This window comes from Marinicrinis lubricantis (genome assembly GCF_042658665.1).
GTDB lineage: Bacteria > Bacillota > Bacilli > Paenibacillales > KCTC-33676 > Marinicrinis > Marinicrinis lubricantis.
In genome coordinates this window covers 68,810-94,026 of record NZ_JBHSQV010000035.1, presented here as the reverse complement: position 1 = coordinate 94,026, position 25,217 = coordinate 68,810, and the positions used below count along the sequence as shown (strand labels likewise).

Sequence of the window (25,217 nt, the reverse complement as noted above, 5' to 3'; positions counted from 1 at the left end):
GTCTCCGAGCTCGGAAATTATAATAAAGTAAACGATAAAAAGGGGCTGTCCCATAAGTAATGTCGTACAGTCATCGTCGAACTTCTTCGCTGTTCGGACTCGTATCTGATTCCGGTTGCTGCCTACGATGGATGCTTTAAATCATCACCTAAGGTTACCATCCACATTCAAAGGCAAACGCTAGCGCTCCTCCGCCAGATGCGAGACCCTTTGCTCAGATGTCGAACTTGGCCTTACGACATAAACTAAAAGGGGACGCCCCTTTTTTCGAACGTTAACAGCTATCACAGTAGACTAAAAGGATGGATACAACGATTTAAAGGTGTTGCAATCAAGTATTTAAATAATTATCTTACCTGGTTTCAAGTATTAGAAACTATCCATCACCAAAGAAATGACGTTAATGAATCTAATACCAAATATAGAAACATATAATACGCTTAGGTCATCAAATATGGTTTATCCAAGAAGGGTTAACGCACTTTTGGTGGAAGTTTTATATTAAGGGATTGGTGGATTTTAAATGAATAAGGAAGGATTTAAATTAGAGATAAAAGCAGCAGAAGAGTCACAGTTAGATCTACTTGTGTCTCAGTTTTCTCCCGATAACCCCCCAAAATAGAAACACAAAAAACCGTTTCTAGGTTAAATGAAAGCACCACACCTAAAGTGGGCGAAAATAAAAGAAACAGAGGAAAACCAGGGCTAGTATGATCCCGGTTCCACCTGTTTTTAATCTTCTCTAAGAAAATAATCTAATCGAACCGTCCGAAAGTTAATGAATCATGGACTTTTGAGACAGTCCCGTTAGCATATTAAAAAAGATGTAATTGTTCAATGCGGCGGACGGCTTCACGGAGGCGGTCTTCTTCCGATAGCAATCCGACACGCACATAGCCTTCTCCGTGTGTGCCGAAGCCGATACCCGGTGCAACGGCTACTTTGGCCTCAGAGAGCAGCTTATCGGCGAGGGACTCTGAGGTGTAGCCTTCAGGCACTTTCAGCCAGGCGAAAAACGAACCCGCAGGCTTCGGATTGCGCCAGCCGATCCGGTCCAACTCTTCGAATAAAGCGTTTCTGCGAGATTCGTAGACAGCTACGAGTTCTGCAACACAGTCCTGCGAGGCGGTCAGTGCCGTGGCCGCTGCCTTCTGTACAGCCCCGAACAGACTGACATACACATGATCCTGCATCAAATTGATGGTTCGAATGATCTCAGGATGTCCGATGGCAAAGCCGACTCTCCAGCCCGCCATGTTGTAGGTTTTGGACAAGGTGTAGATTTCAATCCCGACTTGTTTTGCCCCTTCGGCCTGCAGAAAACTGACCGGTCTCCTCCCATCAAACCCAATCGCGCCATACGCAAAATCACTGACGACTACGACCTGATGCTCAGCTGCCCATCGAACCGTCTTTTCATAAAATTCCAAATCGGCCGATGCACCTGTAGGGTTGTTCGGATAGTTGATGAACATGAGCTTGGCTTTGTCTGCCTGCGTCTTGCTGATCGCGGAGTAATCGGGGAGGAAGCCGTTCCTTTCAAGCAGCGGCATCATGGCCATCTCCGCACCTGACAATGCAACGCCAGACCAGTAATCAGGATAGCCCGGATCGGGAACGAGACAGACATCTCCAGGATTGAGCAGGCATTGACTGATTTCCACTAAACCGGTTTTGCCCCCGAATAATATGGCCACCTCGGTTTCCGGGTCAAGCGCTACACCATAGTCCTCCGCATATCGCTGGGCTACCGCTTCTTTCAGAAAAGCGTATCCGCTGAACGGTGAATATTTATGAAATTGAGGATTCTCAGCAGCGCGCTGAACCTCTTGTACGATATGGGAGGGTGTCGGTCGATCGGGATTGCCTTGTCCTAAATTAATGACATCGTGACCGGCTTGAACTTCGCGGTTCACTTTTTGCACTAACGTAGCGAAAAATTGAGTTGGCAGCTTCTGCATGCGCATGGCTGGCTCAATGGGAAAAGATCGATTGGAAAACGTCATTTTTTTCATCACTCCGGCCTTGAATTGTTAAGGGTACCGCTAATGTATCATGTTTTGAAAGACATGTATAGTTTGCGTTTACATCCTAAAGCTCCATAAGGCATAATGAACATAAATGCCTCCTCAGTGAAGATTATAAGGTTAGCTTTATCATGATGAATAGCATGCAGAGAACGAAGTGCCGGAAGGCCGTGTTGAAGTAAGTTTCAGCACGATTCTTAACGAGAGGGAAAATTATACAACAAAGTCTGGAGTGAAGAACGACTATGGGACAAACGCTGAATATCGCTTTAGTGCAGTACGACGTACAAATTGGAGAACCGGACGTCAATTACGATAGATTGCTGGATTGGATGAATTTGGCGGTGAAAGCGCCGGTGAAGCCAGATGTGCTGGTCATGCCTGAAATGTGGAATACAGGCTATGCCTTGAATCGAATTTCCGAATTGGCAGATGAAGAAGGGATACGGACGCGCAATATTATTTCCGCTTTTTGCAGAAAGCACGGCGTGCATGTGATTGCGGGCTCGATCGCCGAAACGAAGGGCGAGAACGTGTACAATACGATTTACGCCTTTGATCGTGAAGGGAACATCGTATCGGATTATTCGAAAATCCATTTGTTCCGGTTGATGGACGAAGAGAAGCATTTATGCGCGGGGAACAAGCTCGGGCAGCTGCAGCTGGAAGAGATTCCAGCAGGCATGATGATTTGCTATGACATCCGTTTTCCTGAACTCGCACGCAAGCTCGCTCTTGACGGTGCGAAAGTCCTGTTCGTTCCTGCGGAATGGCCGAACCCGCGCCTTGAGCATTGGAGAACATTGCTGAGAGCCCGAGCGATTGAAAACCAGATGTATGTCGTGGCATGCAATCGGACAGGCATCAGCGGACAGACGGAGTTTTTCGGACATTCGATGGTGATAGACCCTTGGGGTGCAGTGCTGGCGGAAGCAGACGATCAAGAGCAGGTCATACATGTTCAGATTGATTTGTCCAAGGTGGATGAAGTACGCCGCACCATTCCGATTTTCGAAGACCGCAGGCCATCTCTGTATTAGATTGTAATGGAAGATGGATCAGTGCCGCAGCTGACTTACCGAGTTTTTTAGCACTGTTTTTAATGTAGAAATGAACATCTCTGCTGCCTTGGACACGTAACGCCCCTTTCGGTGAGCGACCACGATCGTGCGATAAGGTCTGCCTTCCAGCGTCACAAATTGGGGGACGAAATGCGACCTTTGTGTTCTTGCGATCATCTCCGGTACGAAGGCGATGCCCATTCCGGCGGCGACAAGGCTTTGCACCGTCTCGATATTACTACTTTCAAATACGATTTGCGGTGTAAAGCCGTACGAGGCGCAAAGATCGAATGTAATTTGCCGGAAGCCCTGTCCTTTTTTGAGCGCAATAAAAGGCTCGTTCTGCAGTTCCGAAAAAGGGACGGGCTCCTCGAACGGTGCATATTTGTCTAGCAGCGGATGATTTTGCGGCAGTGCGAGCCATACTTCTTCCTGAATCAGCTCCTCATATGCCAGCGATGAGTCCTGCAGCGGAAGAGTCAGCAGAGTCACATCGGTTTTGCCCTGCGCGGACAATATTTCCAGTTGATTTGAGGTTTCTTCCACGAGAGCGACTTCGATTTCCGGGAAGCGCTGCTTAAAGGCAGGCAGGACGATTGGCAGGATATGCGACCCCGTAATCGGCAGGCTGCCGACGACCAGCTTGCCCCGTTTCATCTGGGACATATCTTCCATTTCCTTCGTCAGCTGTTCCGTTAAATCGAGGATATGCTGCGCTTTCTCCACGAAGACTTCTCCTGCATGGGTCAATTCGACGGCGTTGGTGCTTCGCTTGAACAGCAGTACGCCGAGTTCCTTTTCCAGCTTAGACAGCTGCTGGCTTAGAGAGGGCTGGGCGATATGCAGCTTTTCCGCAGCCCTGGAGAAATTTTTTTCAGCAGCGATTTGGATGACATATCGAAGCTGTCGGTATTCCACTGGACACGACTCCTTTATCGAAAAGTTTATAATTATTATCTATCAAGCTTATAGATATTATATCTTGGAACAATGATCAAAGACATGTTACTATATTTCTATAATAAAAAGCTAGAAACGAGTATGAGGTGACGAAAATGTCCAATAAAAAGACACTGTACGAAAAAATTTGGGAACAGCATGCAATCGTTGAAGAACCGGGCAAACCAAGCGTGCTTTACATCGATTTGCATTTGGTTCATGAAGTTACATCTCCGCAAGCTTTTGAAGGGCTTCGTTTGGCAGGCCGTAAGGTGCGCCGTCCGGACTTGACTTATGCAACGATGGATCACAACGTACCGACAAGAGACCGTTTTAATATCTCTGATCCAATCTCCAAGCAGCAGATCGATACGCTCACGAACAACTGTAAGGAATTCGGCGTGAAGCTGTTTGATTTGAACACGATTGATCAAGGGGTCGTACACGTTATGGGTCCTGAACTGGGACTTACACATCCAGGCAAGACGATCGTCTGCGGTGACAGCCATACGTCTACACACGGCGCCTTCGGTGCTTTGGCGTTCGGTATCGGAACCAGTGAAGTGGAACACGTGCTCGCTACACAATGTCTGCAGCAGTCCAAATCGAAAACGATGGAAGTGCGTGTGAATGGTGAATTGAAGCCAGGACTCACTGCGAAGGATATCATTCTTGGCATCATTGGAAAATATGGTACGGACTTTGCAACAGGTTATGTTATTGAATATACCGGTGAAGCGATCCGCAAGCTTTCGATGGAAGAGCGCATGACAGTCTGCAACATGTCCATTGAAGCAGGCGCGCGCGCGGGCTTGATTGCTCCGGATGAAACGACGTTCGAATATCTTCGTGGAAGAGAATACGCACCGAAAGGTGAAGCTTTCGATCGTGCGGTTGAGCAGTGGAAAAACCTGTGCACCGATGAAGGTGCAGAGTACGATACCGTTGTTGAATTTGATGCAGGTTCGCTCGTACCGCAAGTGACCTGGGGAACAAGCCCTGGTATGGGTACGAATATCGACAGTACGGTTCCGGCTCCTCAAGATTTCAAAACGGATAACGAGCGCAAAGCTGCTGAAAAAGCAATAGAGTATATGGGTCTTAAGCCAGGAACTCCGATGTCCGATATTCCGGTTGATGTCGTATTTATCGGTTCCTGCACGAACGGACGGATTGAAGACCTGCGTGCTGCTGCGAAAGTAGCTAAGGGTTACAAAGTTTCAAGCAATGTGAAGGCGATGGTCGTTCCAGGCTCCGGACGCGTAAAAATTCAAGCTGAAAAAGAAGGCTTGGACAAAATCTTTACGGATGCAGGCTTCGAGTGGCGTGAAGCAGGATGCTCGATGTGCTTGGCTATGAACCCGGACTACTTGAATCCAGGTGAGCGCTGCGCTTCGACTTCCAACCGGAACTTCGAAGGAAGACAAGGAAGAGACGGAAGAACACATCTGGTGTCTCCTGCGATGGCTGCGGCTGCTGCGATTAAAGGACATTTCTACGATGTTCGCAAATGGGAATTTAAATAAGATTCATAGACTTTTACTTTGATACATGACAGTGCGTTTCTACTGGCTGTCAAGCAAAGAAGTTTTTGAGAGGAGATCAGAACAATGGAAGCTTTTACTCAGCATAAAGGTATTGTCGCTCCGGTTGACCGCGTGAACGTCGACACGGATGCGATTATCCCAAAACAATTTTTGAAACGAATTGAAAGAACGGGTTTCGGACAATTTTTGTTCTATGAATGGAGATATACACAGGACGGGAAAGTCATTCCTGAATTCTCTTTGAACCAGAAGCGTTATGAAGGATCGTCGGTCTTAATTTCGAGAGCGAACTTCGGCTGCGGCTCCTCCCGTGAGCATGCGCCTTGGGCGATTCTGGACTATGGATTTAAAGTGGTGATCGCGCCTTCGTTCGCGGATATTTTCTACAACAACTGCTTCAAGAACGGAATTCTTCCGATCAAATTGTCGGAGGAGCAAGTGGAAGAGCTGTTCCAAAGAACGGACAAATACGAAGGCTATCAGCTGAGCGTTGATCTAGAAGCGAAAACGATCCAAGACGATCACGGTCTTGAAATCAGCTTTGACCTGGATGAGCACCGCCGCCAATTCTTGCTTCAAGGTTTGGACGATATCGGATTGACTCTCCAGCACGAAGATAAAATTAAAGCCTACGAAACGGCTAACGCTGAGCGGATCGCATACCAGGCGTAGACTCTACTAAAAAAAGCTTCCTTTCGAGAGCTCCTAAGAGCTTCGAGAGGAAGCTTTTTTGGCTCAATTATCCCATAATTTCAATTGTTCCTTTGACCAATGTCCCATGTGTTCTCCCAACCTTTCTATTACTTCCATTTTAATGGGTTTAGGAGTTTACACAATTTATTTTACAGACCCTCATATTATGTTTTCACAACAAGGGGCAGATGTAAATTGATTCAAAAATACGCTTGTCTCATGATTTTATTGCTACTAGTCAGCTGTTCGCAGGAAAAAAATACGGATAATAAATTACATGAGTCGTATGTTTTCGATAAGGAAAAGACCTATATTGCGCTGTATGAGGATGCGAACACTAGTGTATTTACGATTCAATATCAGCTTACGAACGTATCCAAAGAGGATTTACTTTCGTCTTACATCTTGTTCAATTTCCATGATGACATTCTAGAAGTGTTGTTGTTGAATCATGAAAGCTATTCTCCTTACAAACGATTGGGCGGCGCGGAAAATATCGTTTCATTAAAATCAGGAGAAACAACGCAGGGATCGGTAAGTTTAGAAGTTAAGGTGGATGTGGGGATAGAACTCGATGAGCTGAAGGAGACGATAGAAGATTCCGATTCGGTACAAATTCAACTGTTAGATACTGAAAGTGACAATGTATTAGCAAGTCTCTGGATACATCGCTTTCAGGCTATCAGCGAATAAAGGATGTGCAATAACTTTCTGTTATTACGAATTGATTAGTAAATAACAACTATCAAACTCGCTCTGCCGATACATTGTATCCGTCAGAGCATTTTCTATTTCCCCCTTGGTGCAACTTTCCTAGTCATTTATCGTCTATTTTTTGTAGAAACAACTACATATAGAGGGAAATAGTGCCGATTTTTTTGTCGACCAGTGTTACCTTCATTTGGTAGAATAGGAGGAGGGAGTTCAGAGCATATATTGAGAGTTTCATAGATTCCCTGGAGCATAAGCAAATTGACAGGACAGATCTGAGGTGAAATATGAAAAAAACGTGTGGATGGCTGGTGCTTCTTTCACTTCTTTGGCTGATTTTGCCCAGGGCTGCTGCCGCCGATGAGGATGCAGCCGTATCTTTATATGTGAATGGCAGGCAGGCTTCCGTTTCGGACACGCCTCAAATTATACATAAGGTACCCTATCTGAGTTCACGCGATATTGAAGCAAACATCGGTGCTGAGGTTGAAATCGATGCTTCCTCTTCTCAAATCGTACTGAAAAAATCCGGGAACACCTCGATCTTATCCACCGCCGCTGATGCGGGCAGTGGACCGCAAGAAGCAGTTCCTTTCAAGGACGGAGAAAGGTGGTTCATTCCCCTTGCCGCGTTAGAAGATGACTTCGACATGAAGGTGCTTTGGGATCCATTAACCTCGAGCATTTTCGTTTACTTATCCGAAGGTGTAAGTTACGAAAATAGCGGCACGGCCATTCCAGATGTGCCTTCTGTAGAGGATACTGCACCGAATCCGGATTCTAGTCAAGAGGTTATCGTGGAACCGAATCCAACCGAACCATCGGTTGAGGATACGCAGGATCATCCAGACTCAATAACGGATGTCCCGGTCATACCGTCGGACGGCCAGACGGTTATTGCTGGCTTCTCATTTGCAGAAGACGTTCTATCTATACAAACGAATGGCTACGCTATGGTGGAGCATTTTGCACTTTCGGATCCTGCACGAATTGTGGTCGATATCAGTCACGCTGTTTTATCGCCCGATTTGACCTCAGGACAGAGCGGCGGGACAATCGCTTCTACTCATGCGGCCATATCGCAGATCCGCTACTCTCAAACCGGCGATGCGGTTCGTCTCGTGCTGGATATGAACCAAAGGTCAGCATACAGCTTGCAAACGGATGCGAATAAAATTGATATCTCGTTTCAAGCAGAGAGCTATGTTGTCGTGATCGATCCAGGACACGGAGGCAAAGACCCGGGAGCTCCGAGTATGAGCGGCAAGTCAGAGAAGGATTTCAATTTAAGCACAGCAACACATATAGCTCAGGCGCTCGCCGAAATCCCCGGTGTAGTAGTCCACTTGACCCGATCAACGGATGACTTTATCGAACTCGCTGAACGAGGGGAAATCGCCAATCGATTGAATGCAGATCTTTTTATTTCTGTACATGGAAACACCGTGGACAAGCCCGTCTCCGGGATTGAAACGTATTATTGGCATAGGGAAAGCTTCGATGTTGCCTCGTTGATTCATCAAAAGATCGTCAATGCATCCGGTTTGAACGATCGCAATGTGCGGAGGAATGACTGGAAGGTGCTTACAACCGCCCAAATGCCAGGCGTCCTGTTGGAACTGGGATATTTATCCAGCAGTGTGGATGAACCGGTGATGTGGACAGAGGAATATCAGCAGAGCATTGCAGATGCAGTGGCTGAAACCGTGAAGGAATATTTCCAAATAGAAACTTAGGACTCATAAGCATGATGAATAATATGGAGGAATGATCATGGGGAAACAAAAGCATAGCGTATTCATTTGGCTTTTAGTTGCAGCGTTGGTGCTTCCGCTTGCGGGTCTGCAAGGGAAGACGGCTTCGGCTGCGGGAGAAGGTGTTATCACCAGCTTCAGTGACGTATCACAGACACATTGGGCATCAAAATTTATAACAAAGCTGGCTTTACAGGAAATTATACAGGGCAGCGAAGGCAAATTCTCACCAGATAACGATGTCACTCAGCAGGAAGCCATCATCATGGTCGTTCGTTTCATGGGATGGGGAGACGAGCAGCCGCAGGGCGAAGTCATTCTCGGACCTCTTGCAGCAAGTGATTGGGCAAAAAACTATGTGTATACTGCTCTGAAGCATCAGCTGATCAATATGAATGAGGAGCAGGCTTTGCTTGATGAAGATGAGAATTGGGGAGAAAAGCCGGCCAGCCGTGAATGGATCTCTCGCTTGCTGATTCGTGCGCTCGGAGAGCAATCTGCGGGAGCGGATGCTTCACTGAGCAACTTCTCCGATGCGAACACGGTATCGGCATGGGCGCTAGATTATGTCAAGGCTGCCGTTCAGCTGGGTCTACTCAACGGGATCGATGGTAAGATTGCCCCTAAGGTTACAGTATCCCGTGCGCAGATGGCGACGTTCTTAAGCCAAGCCGAGAAATACTTGGATGCATATCAGCCTGTTGTATCTGTAGGCCGTGTGGCATCGATCAGCGAGAATGCAATCAGCATTACACCTGAAAATTCGGACGTAGAACCATATACCATTTCGTCTGCGGCTAAAGTATTTCGTGCGGATCAAAATGTCGGTCAAATCCGCTTGAGCGAAATTGAACAGTTCGATTTAGTTTACATCATTCACCATGGCGGCCAAGCTTATTACATTGAGCTGATGGAAGAAGCAGAGCTGACGACAACCGAAGGAACACTGGCGGAGCTGTATTTGGCGGATGGGATCATTTCATTGAACGTGAATGGAACACCACAAATATTTTCACTGTCTTCTTCAACCTCGATAACGGATATGAACGGAAACGGCATGCAGCTGAGTGAATTGAAGCTGAACAGTAAAATTGCCGTCAGTCAAGATCCATACCAGAACGATAACAAAGTCGTGCTGATTCAAGTCTTGGAAGTACCTGTGAATAAGGTTTCTGATGCCAAATGGGTAAAACAGGAGAATGGACAAGTCACAGTATTTGATACCGTATCCGGCAAAGAAGAAAGCTATGCCGTGGCGGAAAGCACGCAATACGTATACGGTACAAGGGCCATTGAGGCGTCTCAGCTTCAGAAGGACGATGTGATCCGTTATGAAGTAACGAACAGTGTGGTCACGAAGGTCGAACTGATCACACCGGTTACACCGCTGCTAGAGACGAAGGAAGGAACGTTTGTAAGTGCCAATTATGATGATTACTTAAAAACATACATCGTGAATATGCGATTGCAGGATAATTCATTAAAAGCGTATTACGTGACGAAAGATGTCAAGGTTACCTTAAGTGGAATGACTTCTGCGTCGATGAACGATTTGGTTAGTCAAGATCAAGTTCGTATCGGCCTGAATCAAAATGAAGAAATCGTCAGCATCGAAGTATTGAACCGCAGCGTTGAATATAAATATCAATATACTGTACGGTACTATGATCAGAAGAATAACCGTTTATTGGTTGATGAATACAATGAAACGCTGTTGATTAGTGAGGATACAAAGCTGACAGCCTTTGGAACGAATGTATCATTCAGCGATGCAGCAACGTACTTAACGCCGGATAAAAAAGTCGACCTCGTATTTACAGGAAATCGCTTGATCCAAATCAATATTTCCAACAAATATACGGGTTCGATCAATAAAATAGACACGGTGGGTAAAGAAATTACAATCGCGACGAAAGACGGCCGTACGATGAGCTTTAACTGGGATGCGTATTTAGTTGTGAGCATTGTCGATTCGACGAGTTCGTCCGTTCATAATTTGAAAATCGGTGACGAGGTCATTATCGCGCTGGATAACAACAACAAATTCATCAACCAAGTTGAAGTGAAGAGAGAGAAAGTGTTCACTGTGACCGAAGTCAACGTGTCGGGCAATCGCCTGAAGCTGAAGGATGCAGCGGGCAAAACGCAGGATCTGTACTTGTCCTCTACGGTTGCACTGACGAATGAGTCCGGTACGGCCGTGACATTGTCCAGCATCGCTGCCGGGGATCGTCTGATCGGAATGTATACAGGCTACACCTTAACGGAGCTGCGTAAGGCGAGAATTAGTAATGGATCAATTACACAGGTGAATACAGATGCGAAGAGCGTCGTGCTCAAGGATTACAGCGGAACAGAAAGCACGGTAACGCTGTCTTCGGTCAGCGGTCTTACAGTCGGCGATCGTATTGAAGTCGCTAAAGATAATACGGGGCTTATCCTTGTCACGGAGTTGACAGCAGAAGAGAAAACGTTCTGGAAATATGATTACGCTGCGGATGTATTATATGTGAAGAAGAAAGATGTGAACGATACGAATTACACGTATAATGCCAGCGACGATGTCGTGTTTACATCCGGCGGGGTCAGCGTAGGTGCGACTGCGTTTAAGGATGGAGATAAAATCAAGCTGTATTTCCAAAACGGCGTTCTAGTAGAAGTGGCAAAATTATAAACATTCATCCAAAAACCTCTCTCAATCTCGTATTTGAGAGAGGTTTTTTATTGCAATTTGCTCGTTTCTCCGATAAACTGTATGACGATTCAAAGGATAGCCTTCCGAAAACGAGGTGTGATGAGCATGCTGAACCAAACACAGATTAATGAAGTAATGGACCGAATCGCCGCGATGTTCCCGGATGCCCATTGCGAGCTGAATCATGCGAATCCGTTGGAGCTGACGATCGCTGTCGTTCTCTCTGCGCAATGTACCGATCAAAAGGTGAATCAGGTCACGGCTAAGTTATTTCAAAAATATAAATCGCCTCAGGATTACATTTCGGTTCCTTTGTCCGAACTCGAACAAGATATTCGCAGCATAGGTTTATATCGGAGCAAAGCCAAAAATATTCAGCAGCTGTGCCGTATATTGATTGATCAATATGATGGAGAAGTTCCCAGAGAGCACGAAAAGCTCGTGGAGCTTCCAGGTGTCGGCCGAAAGACAGCCAATGTGGTCATCTCCAACGCCTTTGGTGTACCAGCCTTCGCAGTCGATACACATGTGGAGCGGGTATCCAAAAGATTAGGGATGGCGAATTGGAAAGACACGGTGCTGGAGGTCGAGAAGAAGCTGATGCGCAGAATTCCCCGTGAGGAATGGACGATCAGCCACCATCGCCTCATCTTCTTTGGACGCTATCATTGCAAGGCGCAAAATCCGAATTGTTCGGAATGTCCGGTACTTGAATTTTGCCGAGAAGGAAAAAAACGCATGAAAAAGCTGGAAATGGTCAACACTAAGAAAATAAGATAAGTCAGCCGTAAAAGGATGGGATGAGATGAAATGCATATCTGTATACACAAAGGATTTCGGCGCATTCTCCGATGTGCTTGAAGAAATCATGACCACCTCGTTTCAAGAGGATGAGGAAAAAGAAATCGAAGGCATTACCGTCAGTGAATCCGGCTTCGTGCCAGAAAATTATATCGAGCGCATGAAAGCAAAGCCCGAAGTCGTCGTGATGAAATGGAAAGATAAAAATGTGACCATTTTACAGCACGGAGATGTTTTTGAAATACTCTTACCGACAGAGGAAAGTGTGGTAAACTAATAACCGGAGCCCGTGATGCAGCAGCTGCAACTGCACTGCATTCATAGATGGGCGCCGGTTTTTTTCTTTGATTTGATATGAGCATCGTGGTGATCTGCGAAATCAGAACGCCATGATAGTGGGTTCATAGAATTAATATCATGATCTGGATACAAGGGAGTAGAAGCCGAGGATGTCACAGCCTATGTCTGTCGCAGTAAGAAATGAGTTAGAAGGTTCCTTAAAGGGGCTTGCCGAGCATTTGGAACAGCAGCAAGATGTAGAGCAAGCCGATAAAGTAAAGGATTTGCTTGAGCGCAGCACGACGGAAGAGTTGTTTATCGCGATGTGCGGCCATTTTTCAGCCGGCAAATCAACGCTGATCAATACATTGGCAGGAGAACCGCTGCTGCCGTCAAGTCCGATTCCGACGAGTGCGAATCTTGTGGTGATCCGGTATGGCGAACGAGGAGCGACGATTCGATATCGGAATGGGAAGCAGGCATCCGTATCGATGGACGAGTTGGAACAGTACTGCAAGAACGGGGAGGATATTGAACAGGTGCTGATTACGGCGCCTTCACCGTTATTGAGAAACGGACTTTGTCTGTTAGATACGCCGGGAGTAGATTCAACAGATCCCGCGCATGCGCAATCGACGCAGTCGGCGATCCATCTGGCGGACGTGGTCCTGTTCGTTACCGATTACAATCATGTCCAATCCGAACAAAATTTTATGTTTTTAAAGCAGTTAAGCGACTGGGAGAAACCGTGCGTTGTCGTAGTAAACCAAGTGGATAAGCACCGTGAAGAAGAGCTGGCTTTCACAGCATTTCAGCGGGAAGTAAACCAATCGCTTGAGCAATGGGAGCTTCATCCGGCCGGTGTCCTGTACGTTTCAGCCAAAAATGAAAACGCTCCACATAACGAATGGCATTCGCTGCTGAAGCTTCTGCAGCAGTGCGCACAGCAAGTAGAGCAGCTTCGCCTGCACACATTGACTCGTTCCGTTCGGGGGATCATCCGGCAGCACATGCAGGAGATGCAGCGCCGAACCGAACAACGCAAGCAGGAGCTGAGCCTTGATGCAGAGACGATAGAGCAGTGGCTGCAGCGTAAAGACGAACTCGAACAAGAGCTTCATGATATAGAGCAGTCCCAAAGCAGCTGGCTTCGAGATAGGCAGGAGGAAATGACGAAGTTGCTCGGGAATGCCAATATTATTCCTGCCGTGACAAGAGACCGCATGCACGCCGTCATTGAAAGCAGACAGACGAATTTTAAAGCAGGATGGCTGTTTGCGGGCGCAAAAACGGAAAAAGAACGAGAAAATCGATTGAACGCGTTGTTTAACGATTTCAGTGAACAAATTCGGGTTCATCTGGATAAACATGTACAGGATACGCTGAACCGATGGATGGAAGAAGCGGGTTGGAACGATCAGGAATGGAAAGAAGCGCTTCAAGCTGTAAGCTTTCCACTGACGCCGGAGTGGCTGGTCCAGCAAATTCAGCCGGGGGCGCTGGCGACGGGTGAATATACCATGACGTACGCCAACAGCGTTTCGGATAAAGTGAAGCAGCATGTGAGAAGAGAAGTGTTTCAATTATTGGATCGAATGGGCAAGAGGCACACCGAAGAAGCGGAACCTGTTAAGAAGGAACTTCTTCATGCGCTGGAGGAAGCGCGTTCGCAGCTTCAGGCGAAGGAGCAATCCGACCGATGGGATCGAGAGCTTCGGGAGGAAGAAGCTCGGCTGTATCAGGCATGGCCGCTTCCAGGCGAATCGGTGGAGCATCTTATGACAAGCTGGCTGAATGAGGAAAGAAAGAGCATAAAGGCGAATGATCGAGCAGAGGGAGAGCAAGTACCATCTGCTGCAAGCGAGTCGAACGGTTCTTCATCTCAAGCTAGGTCATCGATTGGAACGGCATCATCCGAGACCATTCCGTCTTTCAAGTCTGACATACTGCAGGTAAAAGATCGCGGCAACTCTGCCATCGCGCAGCGGATGCTGAAAGCGGCGAAGCGTCTGGGATCATTTCCAGGCTTTGAGCCGAAACGGAAGCATCTGCAGGAGAAAGCTATTCGCATGCAAAACCGTCAGTTTACGGTTGCACTGTTCGGTGCATTCAGCGCCGGCAAATCTTCCTTCATTAATGCTCTGCTGGGAGAACCGCTGCTGCCGGTCTCTCCTGCACCGACGACAGCTGCGGTGAACCGTGTGATGATGCCGCCGGAAGAGGCGGGGCATAAACAAGCTAGAGTGGTTTTCAAGTCGTCTCAGCAAATCGAAGAGGAGCTTCTTCGGTCGCTGACTCTGCTGGGGGAGAATGCTTCCGGAACTGAAGAGGCATTGCGCATCATTCGGTCGTTGGAGCTGACGGATATTCCGCCGAAGGCGAAAATGAACTATTCTTTCCTGCGTGCTGCCGAGAAGGGCTGGAACGAACAAAGTGTTTATCTAGGACAGGAACGATTGGTCGATTATGATCAGTACATTCAATATGCGGCTACGGAGAGCTATTCCTGTTTCGTTGATTACATTGAGCTGTATTACGAAAGCCCTTTGACAAAGGCAGGTCTGGTATTGGTCGATACACCGGGGGCGGATTCCATTAACGCCCGTCACACTGGCGTAGCCTATCATTATTTGAAAAATGCGGATGCCGTTATTTTTGTTACGTATTATAACCATGCGTTTTCACTGGCAGATCGTGATTTTCTGAAGCAGATGAGCCAGGTGAAGAGCCGGGATGAATTGAATCATTTATTTTTTGTGCTGAACGCTGCGGATTTGGCCGGTGATGAAGAGGAACTGCAGCAAGTACAAGATTACGTTCGAAATCAACTGCAGAGCAGCGAGATTGTCTCGCCTAGATTGTTTCCGGTATCGAGCAGAATGGCCGTGCAAGGAAAGGTAGAGACGTCTTCGGAGCTTTACAATGCATCGGGATTGGAAGCTTTCGAAGCTTCGTTTTACCGATTTGTATTCGAGGATTTAGCCGCTCTGGCAGTGGAGTCAGGAAGAAAAGAACTGAAGGAACTGACTGAAAGTTTGAATGTTTTCGCAGCGGAGGCTCAAGGTGACCGCCATCAAAGGCTGGAAGAACTGAAGAAGCTGAAAGAGAGGACCGAGCTTCTTAAACAGAAGACAGCCGAATGGTCTGACACATTCTCCAGGGATAGTATCGACAATGAGCTTGGCGAGCTGATGTATTATATTCGCCAGCGCTGTATGTACCGTTATCATGAGAGATTTGCGGCGAGCTTCAATCCTGCTGTGCTAAATCAGCAGACGAAGGACAATCGGCAGATGCTTTGGATTTGCTGGCAGGACCTGCTCCAAGAGCTTTCTACTTATTTCACCCGAGAAATGCAGACATTAGGATCAAGGATGGAGCGTTTCTTAACAGATCTTGCACAGAAAGAAACAAACAAGCTGTTGGCGGTATTAGACCCCGGTTCACGCAAGCTCGCCGAGCGGGAACACGTTGCAGTGGAATTACAGGTATTCGAGCAGGTCATCGAACTGAGGGATGAATCCGTCGATCCAAAGAAGCTGGTGTCATATTATAAAAATCCGAAATCTTTCTTCGAAGGCACCGGAAGGGATGAGATGAAGACACAGCTTGAGCCCGCTGTATCCGCCTTGCTTGAGCAGCATGGATCCGAATGGGAGACCGTTTTGGCAGAGAAATATCAAGAAAAACTCATTCAAGCGGTGGAAAGTGCAGCGAATGAAACGGTATCATCGCTGCAGCATTACAGCAGCGGACTAGAACATACGTTTGCGCAAGATGGGATGCTGCCACAAATTTTACGATTTATCGAAGAAATAGAGGAATGGCTGGAAGTTTAACATTAAGATTAAGGATTTATATCCATGTTTGGATGTAATCCTTTTTTTTTGCATTATTTTTCGCTTTTTGCGGGAATTATCCTTGTTTTTTGAATTGAAGGTTAGTATTGATGGTGCTAATATGCATTAAGACATGAAACAGCTCTTTTGAGAGGGGAGAATTCGATGGACGTTTTCAGGCAACTGAAACGCTTCTACTGGAGAGAGCGTAAATTTCTATTTACCTCTGTCCTTTTTTTAATCTTGGCGACCATCATGGGCCTAGCATATCCACTGCTTCTGAGGTATTTGGTGGATGATATTATTCAGGCAGAGAAATTCGACATGATTCCGAGCATCGCGCTGCTGGTAGCCGGAGCGATGGTCACCAAAGCTTGCTTCCAATTTATTCATGGATTCACGGGGGGGAGACTCGGGAATCGCGTTGCGTTCAATTTAAGGGAAGCGCTTTACGAGAAGCTTCAGTATTTATCGTTTCAGTATTACGACAGAGCGCGCACAGGGGATCTGATGTCCAGGCTGACCGCTGATTTGGAAGCGATTCGAAATTTTGTCGGTTTTGGTTTTGCTCAGTTGTTGAACATGATCTTAATGGTGACCTTCGGTGCGGTGACGATGGCTTTTATCGATTGGCGGCTTACACTGATTACACTCATCACGATGCCGATCATGGGATTTATCGCGATCCGCTTTGAGCTTAAGGTTCATCCGGCCTTTCGTTCGATTCGTTTGGCCATGAGCAGACTGACGACCGCAGTGCAGGAAAATATTATGGGGGTTCGCACCGTTAAGTCATTCGCGAGAGAGCCATTCGAAGTCGAAAAATTCTCAGAGCGAAATAATGAATATCGAGAGAATCACATTGAAACCTCTAAAATATGGGCGAAATTTTTCCCTGCTTTAGAGATGGTTGCGAATTTGTCAGTCGTCGTTCTGCTGAGTGCAGGCGGATGGTTTGTTATCAAGGATTGGATCTCGGTAGGAGATTTGGTCGCCTTATTCAGCTTGGTTTGGTACATTATCGGCCCCATGTGGGGATTAGGCTTTCATATTAATAACTATACGCAGTCTAAAGCTTCCGGTGAACGGATTCTAGAAATCTTGAATCAGCGTTACGATGTAGCCAGTGAACAGGATGCGCTGATGATGGAAAGTGAGCAGGTCAAGGGCAATGTTGAATTTAGAGACGTTCAGTTTCATTATCCAGACGGCCAGCCGGCGCTCAAGAATTTTAAATTGAATGCTCCGGCCGGTTCGATCATCGGATTGCTGGGCGGGACGGGATCAGGCAAATCGACCGTCATCCAGCTGCTCATGAGAGCCTACGATGTGAAGAAGGGGGCCATTACGTTAGATGGGGTCGATATCCGTCATATCGATCTAAACAACCTTCGCGAGCAAATTTCGGTTGTGTTTCAGGAAACGTTCCTTTTCTCGGCATCGATTCTAACGAACATTACGTATGGATGCAAGGAAGTCACGATGGAGCAGGTCATGCATGCAGCCAAGCTGGCAAAGGCCCACGATTTCATCATGGAGCTGCCGGAAGGCTATAACACTGTTGTCGGTGAAAGAGGAATGGGGCTGTCCGGAGGGCAAAAGCAGAGAATTGCGATTGCGAGAGCGCTGCTGAAAAATCCGAAGGTGCTTGTTCTCGACGATGCGACCAGTGCTGTCGACATGGAAACCGAGTACGAAATTCAACAGGGCTTAAAGGAATTGATGAGAGGCAGAACGACGTTCATTATTGCACATCGGATATCGTCGCTAAAGCATGCGGATGAGATTCTTGTTCTGGATAAGGGAGAGATCGTACAGCGCGGCAAGCATCATGATCTGGTGGTACAGGACGGGCCATATCGCCACGTATTCGACATTCAATTCGCGGATATGCCGGAAGCGCTTCGTCAAGGAAGGAAGGTGGCGAACTAATGCACGCGCAGCAAGAAGATAATGAAAAGCTCAAGCAGAAGGTAAATACCGAACGGTTTATTTATAAAGATGACGAAGAAATGGAAAAACCGTTCGACTGGGGCCAGTTCAAGCGGCTGGCCCGCTATATGAAGCCGTATGCAAAGGATAAGCTCCCGCTCATCTTCATCATGATGCTGCTGAGCACGGCGACGAAGCTGACGGTGCCGCTGCTGATCAGTATCGCGATCGATAAAGTGTTTATGGGGGATGAGGGACCTTCACTGCTGTATATATTGGTCGGCGTCATATTAGCGCTATACGTAATCCAATGGGTTTCCAACGTATTTCGGATCAAGTATACGAACATCATCGGACAAAATGTAATCTATGATCTGCGGGCGGATTTGTTTAAGCACATTCAGAAGCTGTCGTTCCGGTTCTACGATCAGCGTCCAGCGGGATCTGTTCTCGTGCGGGTCACGAATGATGTCAATGCACTGCAGGAGCTGTTCACGAACGGGGTCATCAACCTGCTCATCGACTGTATTCAGCTTGTCGGAATCGTTGTCATTCTATTGATGATTAACTTCAAGCTCGGACTTGCAGTCATGATTACCGTACCTATCATGTTCTTCATGTCGACGGCGCTTCGCAAACGGATTCGCCGCGCATGGCAGAATGTACGTATTCATCAATCCCGCTTGAATTCGCATTTGAATGAGTCGATCCAGGGGATTCGCGTGACGCAGGCTTATGTGCAGGAAAAGAATAATATGGATTACTTTGAGCAGATGAACATGAAGAACCGCCGCAGCTGGGATAAGGCTTCTGCAATGAACCAAAGTCTAGGTCCTCTTATTGAAGTGACCAGTGCGGTCGGGATGTGTATTTTGTTCTGGTACGGAGGCATACTTGCTCAGTCTGAAGCCATTACGATCGGTTTGCTTGTTGCCTTTACGAACTATATCGGGAACTTTTGGGAGCCGATCAACCGTCTCGGCCAAATGTACAATCAGCTGCTCGTCGCGATGGCATCCTCGGAACGAATCTTCGAATATATCGACGAAAAACCATCCGTGGCGGAAAAGACGGATGCCAAGCAGCTTCCCGCGATCGAAGGCCATGTACGCCTAGATCATGTCGTATTCGAATATGAGAAGAACCGTCCTGCACTGAAAGGTATCGATCTTGAAGTGAAGGCGGGACAATCGGTGGCGCTCGTCGGCCATACCGGATCAGGGAAAAGCACCATTATCAACTTGATTTGCCGATTCTACGATCCGGTCCAAGGTGCCGTTCGAATCGACGGTGAAGATTTACGAAATGTCACGCTGCAAAGCCTCCGGGAACAGGTCGGCATTGTGCTGCAGGATACGTTCATCTTCTCCGGTTCGATCCGCGACAATATCCGGTTCGGCCGACTGGATGCGACCGATGAAGAGATTGAACTCGCTGCAAGAGCGGTTCATGCTCATGAATTCATCATGAGTCTGCCGCAGGGCTATGATACCGAAGTTCAGGAGCGCGGTAATTTGCTGTCGATGGGCCAGCGTCAGCTGATCTCGTTCGCTAGAGCGCTGCTCGCCGATCCGAAAATTCTCATTTTGGATGAAGCGACAGCCAGCATTGATACGGAGACCGAGCTAAAAATTCAAGACGCCCTGAAAACGCTGCTGAAAGGCAGAACCTCGTTCATTGTAGCTCACAGGCTGTCGACGATCCGTAATTCCGACGTCATTGTCGTGCTGGATCACGGCGTGATCGTGGAGCAGGGGAACCATGCCGGACTCATGCAGCGTCCGAATGGTATCTACAAAGGTTTGATCGAGGCGCAGTACCGATTCTTTACAGAAGCTGTATAAACCATTAGAAGATTGAAGAGACTGTCTGATTGCGGGCGGTCTCTTTTTTTCGTATGGCGCAGATGCAATATTGGACCCCGTATTGGCTGCCAGGGAGTTGCGAATTTGCAAAATGATGGGTCAAGCTATACGCTATAGGTGCATATTTTTTAGAATGCTTTCGGGCAACATGGAAACATCTGAATGAGGGATCTGGGAGGAGGGCGACACTGCAATGCATCGAAAAAGCTGGCTATGGAGAACGATCAGCATCAGTTCCCTATTGCTCACAGCGATTCTTCTATTTGGCTTCGGATATGCCGTAAAGACCGTCCAATTTCAGACAGGAGGCGGACTAGGACTTGATGATGGCCCCCGGGAGGCGGACGCGGATGCGAATCAAGACGGGGTATATACGATCACAGTATTTGGCGATTCTTTAAGTAAAGGAACTGGTGATGAAACGGGCAAAGGCTATGCGGGGATCGTGAAGGACGAGCTGGAGAACGTAGAGGAACACGTTCATTTTTATAATTACGGGATCGAAGGATACGAAACGGCAGAGCTGCTCTCGGATCTTCAGAAAAAGCAGGGGATTATGGAAGCCGTCAAATCGGCCGATTTGATTCTCATGACGATGGGAGCCAACGATTTGTTCTCAATGGATGAGGATGCGGATCCCGATTTATATGAGCAAAAGAAGAAGCCGGCGCTTCGCAATATGAAACAGATTTTCGAGCAGCTCCACGCACTAAATGCAAGAGCGGAAGTCGTCTATGTCGGCTTGTATAATCCTTTTTTGTCCGTCGATGAAGATAAACGAATTTCTGCCAGCGTGCAGGATTGGAACCACCATATTTTCGAGCTGACACAAACCTATGAAGGGTATGTCGTTGTGCCTACATACGATTTATTTTTAAAGGAACAGCAAAGGTTCCTGTCATCGGATCATTATCATCCGAATCATGAAGGCTATTCCCGTATTGCAAAACGGATCGTACAGGCAGTTAAATAACGGGCAGGAGGCAGCGCGTATGGAGGAACAAGGGAACACCGTTCTTTCTGTGAACAATTTAAAAAAGAAAATCAGAAGGAAATGGATTATTAAAGGGATTACCTTTGACGTTTATCAGGGTGAAATTTTCGGATTTTTAGGTCCGAACGGTGCAGGGAAAACAACGACGATCCGAATGCTCGTCGATTTGATCAAACCGACCGAAGGAACGGTGACGGTATGCGGCAAGGATGTACATAAGGATCATAACGCGGCGATGATGCATATCGGGAGCATTGTTGAAAATCCGGAGCTTTATCCATATTTAACAGGGTGGGAAAATTTGCAGCATTTTGCAAACATGATTCCCGGTATGACTGAGCAGCGCATTCATGACGTCGTCAAGCTGGTTGGACTGGATCAGCGCATTCATGATAAAGTAAAAACCTATTCTCTCGGTATGCGGCAGAGGCTGGGCATTGCACAGGCGCTGCTTGGAGAACCAGAGCTGCTTATTTTGGACGAACCGACGAATGGTCTCGACCCGCAAGGGATTAAAGAGATGAGGGAGTTTATCCGCGCTTTAGCGGACAAAGGCTTAAGCATCTTCGTATCCAGCCATTTGCTCAGCGAGATCCAGCTGATGTGCGACCGTGTCGCCATTATTAGGAAAGGTGAAGTGATCGCCGTTGGCCGTGTGGACGAGCTGCTGGATCGGAGCACCACACGTGTCGAGTGGAGACTTATGCCGCTGGAGCAGGGCAAACGGCTGCTGGAATGTTATTCTGCAGTGCAGGTGATAGAAGAAGGGCAGCAGGAGGAAGACAAGGCTTGGCCTCTTTTATCAGCCGATATGGATCCTACATCCGTGCCTGAACTGGCTCGTCAGCTCGTTGAAGCGGGTGTCGAGGTATATTCCATCGAAGTGAAGAGACCGACCCTGGAGGACTTGTTCTTGACGCTGACGGAGGGGGAGAAAATTGGTTAGCATGATTCCTTTAATCCGTAATGAAGTGATGAAGATATGGAAGAAAAAGCGATTTTTCGTCATTTTGATTATCCTTGCTGTTCTCATTCCAATTTTTACGTATGCCCAATATAAAACGGCCATGAATTTAAAAGAACAAATTGGAAGCAGCGACTGGAGAATTTCCGCACAGGAAAGAGTTAATGATTATACGAATCGCTTAAATAGTCCGAGGGTGCTTCCGGAATGGAAGGAATACATAAAGATCCAAATTCAGATTCTTCAATACCATATCGATCACAACATCGATCCTCAGTCACCCAGCGGTGTAACCTTTGCGAAGGAATTTTTGAAAAATGCCGTCGGTTTGTTTTTGCCGCTTCTTATCTTAGTGCTGGCATCGGATATGATATCCTCCGAGCATACGCAGGGAACGATTAAAATACTGCTGACCCGGCCTGTACAGAGGTGGAAGGTGCTGACCAGCAAGCTGCTTGCACTCCTCCTGTATGTTTCGATGACGCTGATTGCGCTTATGCTGATGTCCTACCTCATTTCCGGTATCGTCTTCGGGTACGGCGGTTGGAACGCACCGGTGCTTACAGGCTTCCAGATTGAAGGGGCAGCCGTTGATACAAGCGGGGTGCAGCTGGTAGAGCAGTGGAGATTTGTGCTGATGGAGCTAGGGCTTGCCTGGTTCTCGTGTGTCGTGGTCGCAGCACTCGCGCTCATGATTTCGATTTTGGTCCGCAGTACCGCGGCGAGCATGGGGATGATGCTGGCGCTGCTCATTGCCGGCAGCATCTTATCGAATATGGCGGCCTCATGGGAAAGCGCGAAATATTTTTTCATGGTAAACTTGGATACGATCATTTATTTAAGCGGGGGCAAGCCGCCGGTGGAAGGAATGAGCCTTGCATTTTCCTTGACGGTCTTGTCGCTAACCGCCCTGATTTCCTTGATTGTATCGTACACCGCATTCACCCGAAAAGATATTTTGAATTAAATGCAGGAATTTTCGTGGTATAATGCTAATTAGTATTTAACAACATTAATCAATAGAGATAAATGGATCCGGGAAAACGATGAACATTGGTGTCCTAATGAAGGGCGTAAGATGAACCCTGGTTCATGAACGGAAACGAAGGGGGAGCTTTATGAGTCAACAGCTGGAGTGGTTTGCGGAAGCGCAGGCTAATCAAAGCGCCTCAAACTATGATGCCGATGATATTCAAGTCCTGGAGGGCTTGACTGCGGTGCGCAAACGGCCGGGGATGTATATTGGGAGCACGAGTGCATCGGGACTCCATCATTTGGTTTGGGAAATCGTGGACAACGCAGTCGACGAGCATTTGGCGAAGTATTGTGATCATATTCAGGTGACGATTCATAAGGATGAATCTGTCACGGTTGAGGATAATGGCCGTGGAATCCCGACTTCCATGCATAAAACGGGAATTCCGACGCCGCAGGTCGTATTTACGATTCTCCATGCAGGAGGAAAATTCGGCGGTGCGGGCTATAAAAAGTCCGGCGGGCTTCACGGTGTAGGCGCCTCTGTAACGAACGCTTTGTCTGAATGGCTGGAGGTACAAATCTCCCGCGAAGGTAAAATTCACAGGCAGCGTTTCGAATACTGGGTAGATGACAGTGGAACCGAGCATGTCGGTGAACCGGTAACTGATTTGGAGATCATCGGCAAATCGAACAAAACCGGAACGAAGGTCACCTTTAAGCCGGACAAGCGTGTATTTTCCGCAAACGCATCGCTGAACTACGAGACATTGGCGGATCGTCTGCAGGAAATTGCTTTTCTGAACTCCGGTCTGAAAGTGACCATTAAAGACGAACGCGGCGACAAAATGGATGTATTCGAATACGAGGGCGGTGCGAAGCAATTCGTAGAGTTCCTGAACGAAGGGAAGACCGTTCTTCATCCGGTCATTCATTTTATGGCAGAAAAGGACGAAATTGAGGTGGAGGTTGCGCTTCAATACAACGATGGATACACCGAGACGTTCGCCTCGTTCGTCAATTCGATACCTACCCGAGGCGGAGGAACCCACGAGACAGGCTTCAAGACCGCATACACACGTGTGATGAATGAATATGCCCGTAAAGCTGCGCTGCTGAAAGAGAAGGAGAAAAATATTGAAGGCGGCGATTTGCGGGAAGGGATGATGGCGGTCATCAATATAAAAATGGGCGAGGTGGAATTCGTCGGGCAGACGAAGGACCAATTGGGAAGCGCTTCGGCAAGAAGTGCGGTCGATGCGGTCGTGTCGGAACAAATGGCCATTTTCCTGGAGGAAAATCCACAAGTCGCGCAAATGATCATCAAAAAATCGATTCAAGCGGCGAAGGCGAGAGAAGCCGCTCGAAAAGCGCGTGAGGACGTACGCAGCGGGAAGAAGGGGAAGAGTCAAAGCTTAAGCTTGAACGGCAAGCTTTCCCCGGCGCAGTCGAAGGATTATACGCGCAATGAGTTGTTTATCGTAGAAGGTGATTCCGCAGGGGGTTCTGCGAAGCAGGGCAGGGATTCGAAGTATCAAGCGATTTTGCCTTTGAAAGGAAAACCGATGAATCCGGAGAAGGCGAAGCTGCACGATATTTTGAAAAACGATGAATATAAAGCGATCATCTCCGCCATCGGCGCCGGTGTCGGATCGGAGTTCGAGCTGGAGGAGAGCAATTACAATAAGATTATTATTATGACCGATGCGGACACGGACGGAGCACACATTCAGGTGCTGCTGCTGACGTTTTTCTATCGTTATATGAAACCTTTAATTGATGCGGGCAAAGTGTATATTGCGCAGCCTCCGCTGTACAAGGTGACGAAGAAGGGCGGCAAGCAGGAAGGCAGGTACGCATGGACCGATGAGCAGCTTCAGCAGGTGATGAAGGAGATCGGCAAAAATGTGGAGCTGCAGCGCTATAAGGGGCTCGGAGAAATGAATCCGGAACAGCTGTGGGAAACGACGATGAATCCAGAAACGCGTATTCTACTTCAGGTTCAGATCGAGGATGCGGCGAAAGCGGAGCGCCGGGTGACTACGCTGATGGGGGATAAAGTCGATCCGCGCAAGCGCTGGATTATAGAGAACGTAGACTTTACCGAATTCGAAGAATAGAACCAGATAGGTGAATAGAGT

17 protein-coding genes and 1 pseudogene are annotated in these 25,217 nt (G+C 47.5%); 16 read left to right on the top strand and 2 right to left on the bottom strand.

The window, feature by feature from the left end; translation table 11 throughout:
- Nucleotides 1–249: 249 nt before the first annotated feature.
- Nucleotides 250–505, top strand: a pseudogene (locus ACFPXP_RS06365) (hypothetical protein); the annotation flags it as partial.
- Nucleotides 506–815: 310 nt separating this feature from the next.
- On the opposite strand, the gene ACFPXP_RS06360 reads toward ACFPXP_RS06365, so the two are convergent.
- The gene (locus ACFPXP_RS06360; protein ID WP_379893374.1) at nucleotides 816–2,006 is read right to left on the bottom strand and encodes a pyridoxal phosphate-dependent aminotransferase; all 1,191 of its coding nucleotides are present in this window, start codon (nucleotides 2,004–2,006) and stop codon (nucleotides 816–818) included.
- Nucleotides 2,007–2,272: 266 nt separating this feature from the next.
- Here ACFPXP_RS06360 and ACFPXP_RS06355 point away from each other — a divergent pair, with 266 nt between their 5' ends.
- A complete protein-coding gene (locus ACFPXP_RS06355) occupies nucleotides 2,273–3,067 on the top strand; it encodes a carbon-nitrogen family hydrolase (RefSeq protein ID WP_379893373.1) in 795 nt (264 codons plus the stop codon).
- Between the two features lie 18 nt (nucleotides 3,068–3,085).
- On the opposite strand, the gene ACFPXP_RS06350 is transcribed toward ACFPXP_RS06355, so the two are convergent.
- Nucleotides 3,086–4,006, bottom strand: a complete 921-nt coding sequence (locus tag ACFPXP_RS06350) for a LysR family transcriptional regulator (RefSeq protein WP_379893372.1) — start codon at nucleotides 4,004–4,006, stop codon at nucleotides 3,086–3,088.
- 137 nt (nucleotides 4,007–4,143) lie between these two features.
- On the opposite strand from ACFPXP_RS06350, the gene leuC reads away from it, so the two are divergent.
- The 14 genes from leuC to parE all read left to right on the top strand — a co-directional run bounded on the left by leuC (nucleotide 4,144) and on the right by parE (nucleotide 25,196).
- Nucleotides 4,144–5,553 carry a 3-isopropylmalate dehydratase large subunit gene (leuC, locus tag ACFPXP_RS06345; RefSeq protein WP_379893371.1) on the top strand — a complete coding sequence of 470 codons (1,410 nt, stop codon included), beginning with the start codon at nucleotides 4,144–4,146 and terminating at the stop codon, nucleotides 5,551–5,553.
- Nucleotides 5,554–5,637: 84 nt separating this feature from the next.
- A complete protein-coding gene (gene leuD / locus ACFPXP_RS06340) occupies nucleotides 5,638–6,246 on the top strand; it encodes a 3-isopropylmalate dehydratase small subunit (RefSeq protein ID WP_379893370.1) in 609 nt (202 codons plus the stop codon).
- Nucleotides 6,247–6,462: 216 nt separating this feature from the next.
- The gene (locus ACFPXP_RS06335) at nucleotides 6,463–6,960 is read left to right on the top strand and encodes a hypothetical protein (protein WP_379893369.1); all 498 of its coding nucleotides are present in this window, start codon (nucleotides 6,463–6,465) and stop codon (nucleotides 6,958–6,960) included.
- A gap of 305 nt (nucleotides 6,961–7,265) precedes the next feature.
- The gene (locus tag ACFPXP_RS06330) at nucleotides 7,266–8,714 is read left to right on the top strand and encodes an N-acetylmuramoyl-L-alanine amidase (RefSeq protein ID WP_379893368.1); all 1,449 of its coding nucleotides are present in this window, start codon (nucleotides 7,266–7,268) and stop codon (nucleotides 8,712–8,714) included.
- Nucleotides 8,715–8,751: 37 nt separating this feature from the next.
- A complete protein-coding gene (locus tag ACFPXP_RS06325; RefSeq protein ID WP_379893367.1) occupies nucleotides 8,752–11,406 on the top strand; it encodes an S-layer homology domain-containing protein in 2,655 nt (884 codons plus the stop codon).
- Between the two features lie 126 nt (nucleotides 11,407–11,532).
- Complete coding sequence (gene nth, locus ACFPXP_RS06320; protein ID WP_379893366.1) at nucleotides 11,533–12,207, top strand: endonuclease III; 675 nt, start codon at nucleotides 11,533–11,535, stop codon at nucleotides 12,205–12,207.
- Between the two features lie 25 nt (nucleotides 12,208–12,232).
- Complete coding sequence (locus ACFPXP_RS06315; RefSeq protein WP_379893365.1) at nucleotides 12,233–12,505, top strand: NAD/NADP transhydrogenase alpha subunit; 273 nt, start codon at nucleotides 12,233–12,235, stop codon at nucleotides 12,503–12,505.
- 184 nt (nucleotides 12,506–12,689) lie between these two features.
- Complete coding sequence (locus ACFPXP_RS06310; RefSeq protein WP_379893364.1) at nucleotides 12,690–16,346, top strand: dynamin family protein; 3,657 nt, start codon at nucleotides 12,690–12,692, stop codon at nucleotides 16,344–16,346.
- A gap of 165 nt (nucleotides 16,347–16,511) precedes the next feature.
- Nucleotides 16,512–18,278, top strand: a complete 1,767-nt coding sequence (locus ACFPXP_RS06305) for an ABC transporter ATP-binding protein (protein WP_379893363.1) — start codon at nucleotides 16,512–16,514, stop codon at nucleotides 18,276–18,278.
- Nucleotides 18,278–20,122 carry an ABC transporter ATP-binding protein gene (locus ACFPXP_RS06300; RefSeq protein ID WP_379893362.1) on the top strand — a complete coding sequence of 615 codons (1,845 nt, stop codon included), beginning with the start codon at nucleotides 18,278–18,280 and terminating at the stop codon, nucleotides 20,120–20,122. Before ACFPXP_RS06305 ends, ACFPXP_RS06300 begins: the two co-directional genes overlap by 1 nt.
- 214 nt (nucleotides 20,123–20,336) lie before the next feature.
- Nucleotides 20,337–21,116, top strand: coding sequence for a GDSL-type esterase/lipase family protein (locus ACFPXP_RS06295; protein WP_379893361.1), 780 nt, complete (start codon nucleotides 20,337–20,339; stop codon nucleotides 21,114–21,116).
- A 19-nt stretch (nucleotides 21,117–21,135) separates the two neighbouring features.
- Nucleotides 21,136–22,083, top strand: a complete 948-nt coding sequence (locus tag ACFPXP_RS06290; RefSeq protein ID WP_379893359.1) for an ABC transporter ATP-binding protein — start codon at nucleotides 21,136–21,138, stop codon at nucleotides 22,081–22,083.
- Entirely contained in the window at nucleotides 22,076–23,068 is a 993-nt protein-coding gene (locus ACFPXP_RS06285; protein ID WP_379893358.1) for an ABC transporter permease subunit, read from the top strand. The genes ACFPXP_RS06290 and ACFPXP_RS06285 overlap by 8 nt, the downstream gene beginning before the upstream one ends.
- 151 nt (nucleotides 23,069–23,219) lie before the next feature.
- Nucleotides 23,220–25,196: a DNA topoisomerase IV subunit B gene (parE, locus tag ACFPXP_RS06280; protein ID WP_379893357.1), complete on the top strand. Its 1,977-nt coding sequence runs from the start codon at nucleotides 23,220–23,222 to the stop codon at nucleotides 25,194–25,196.
- Nucleotides 25,197–25,217: the final 21 nt, after the last annotated feature.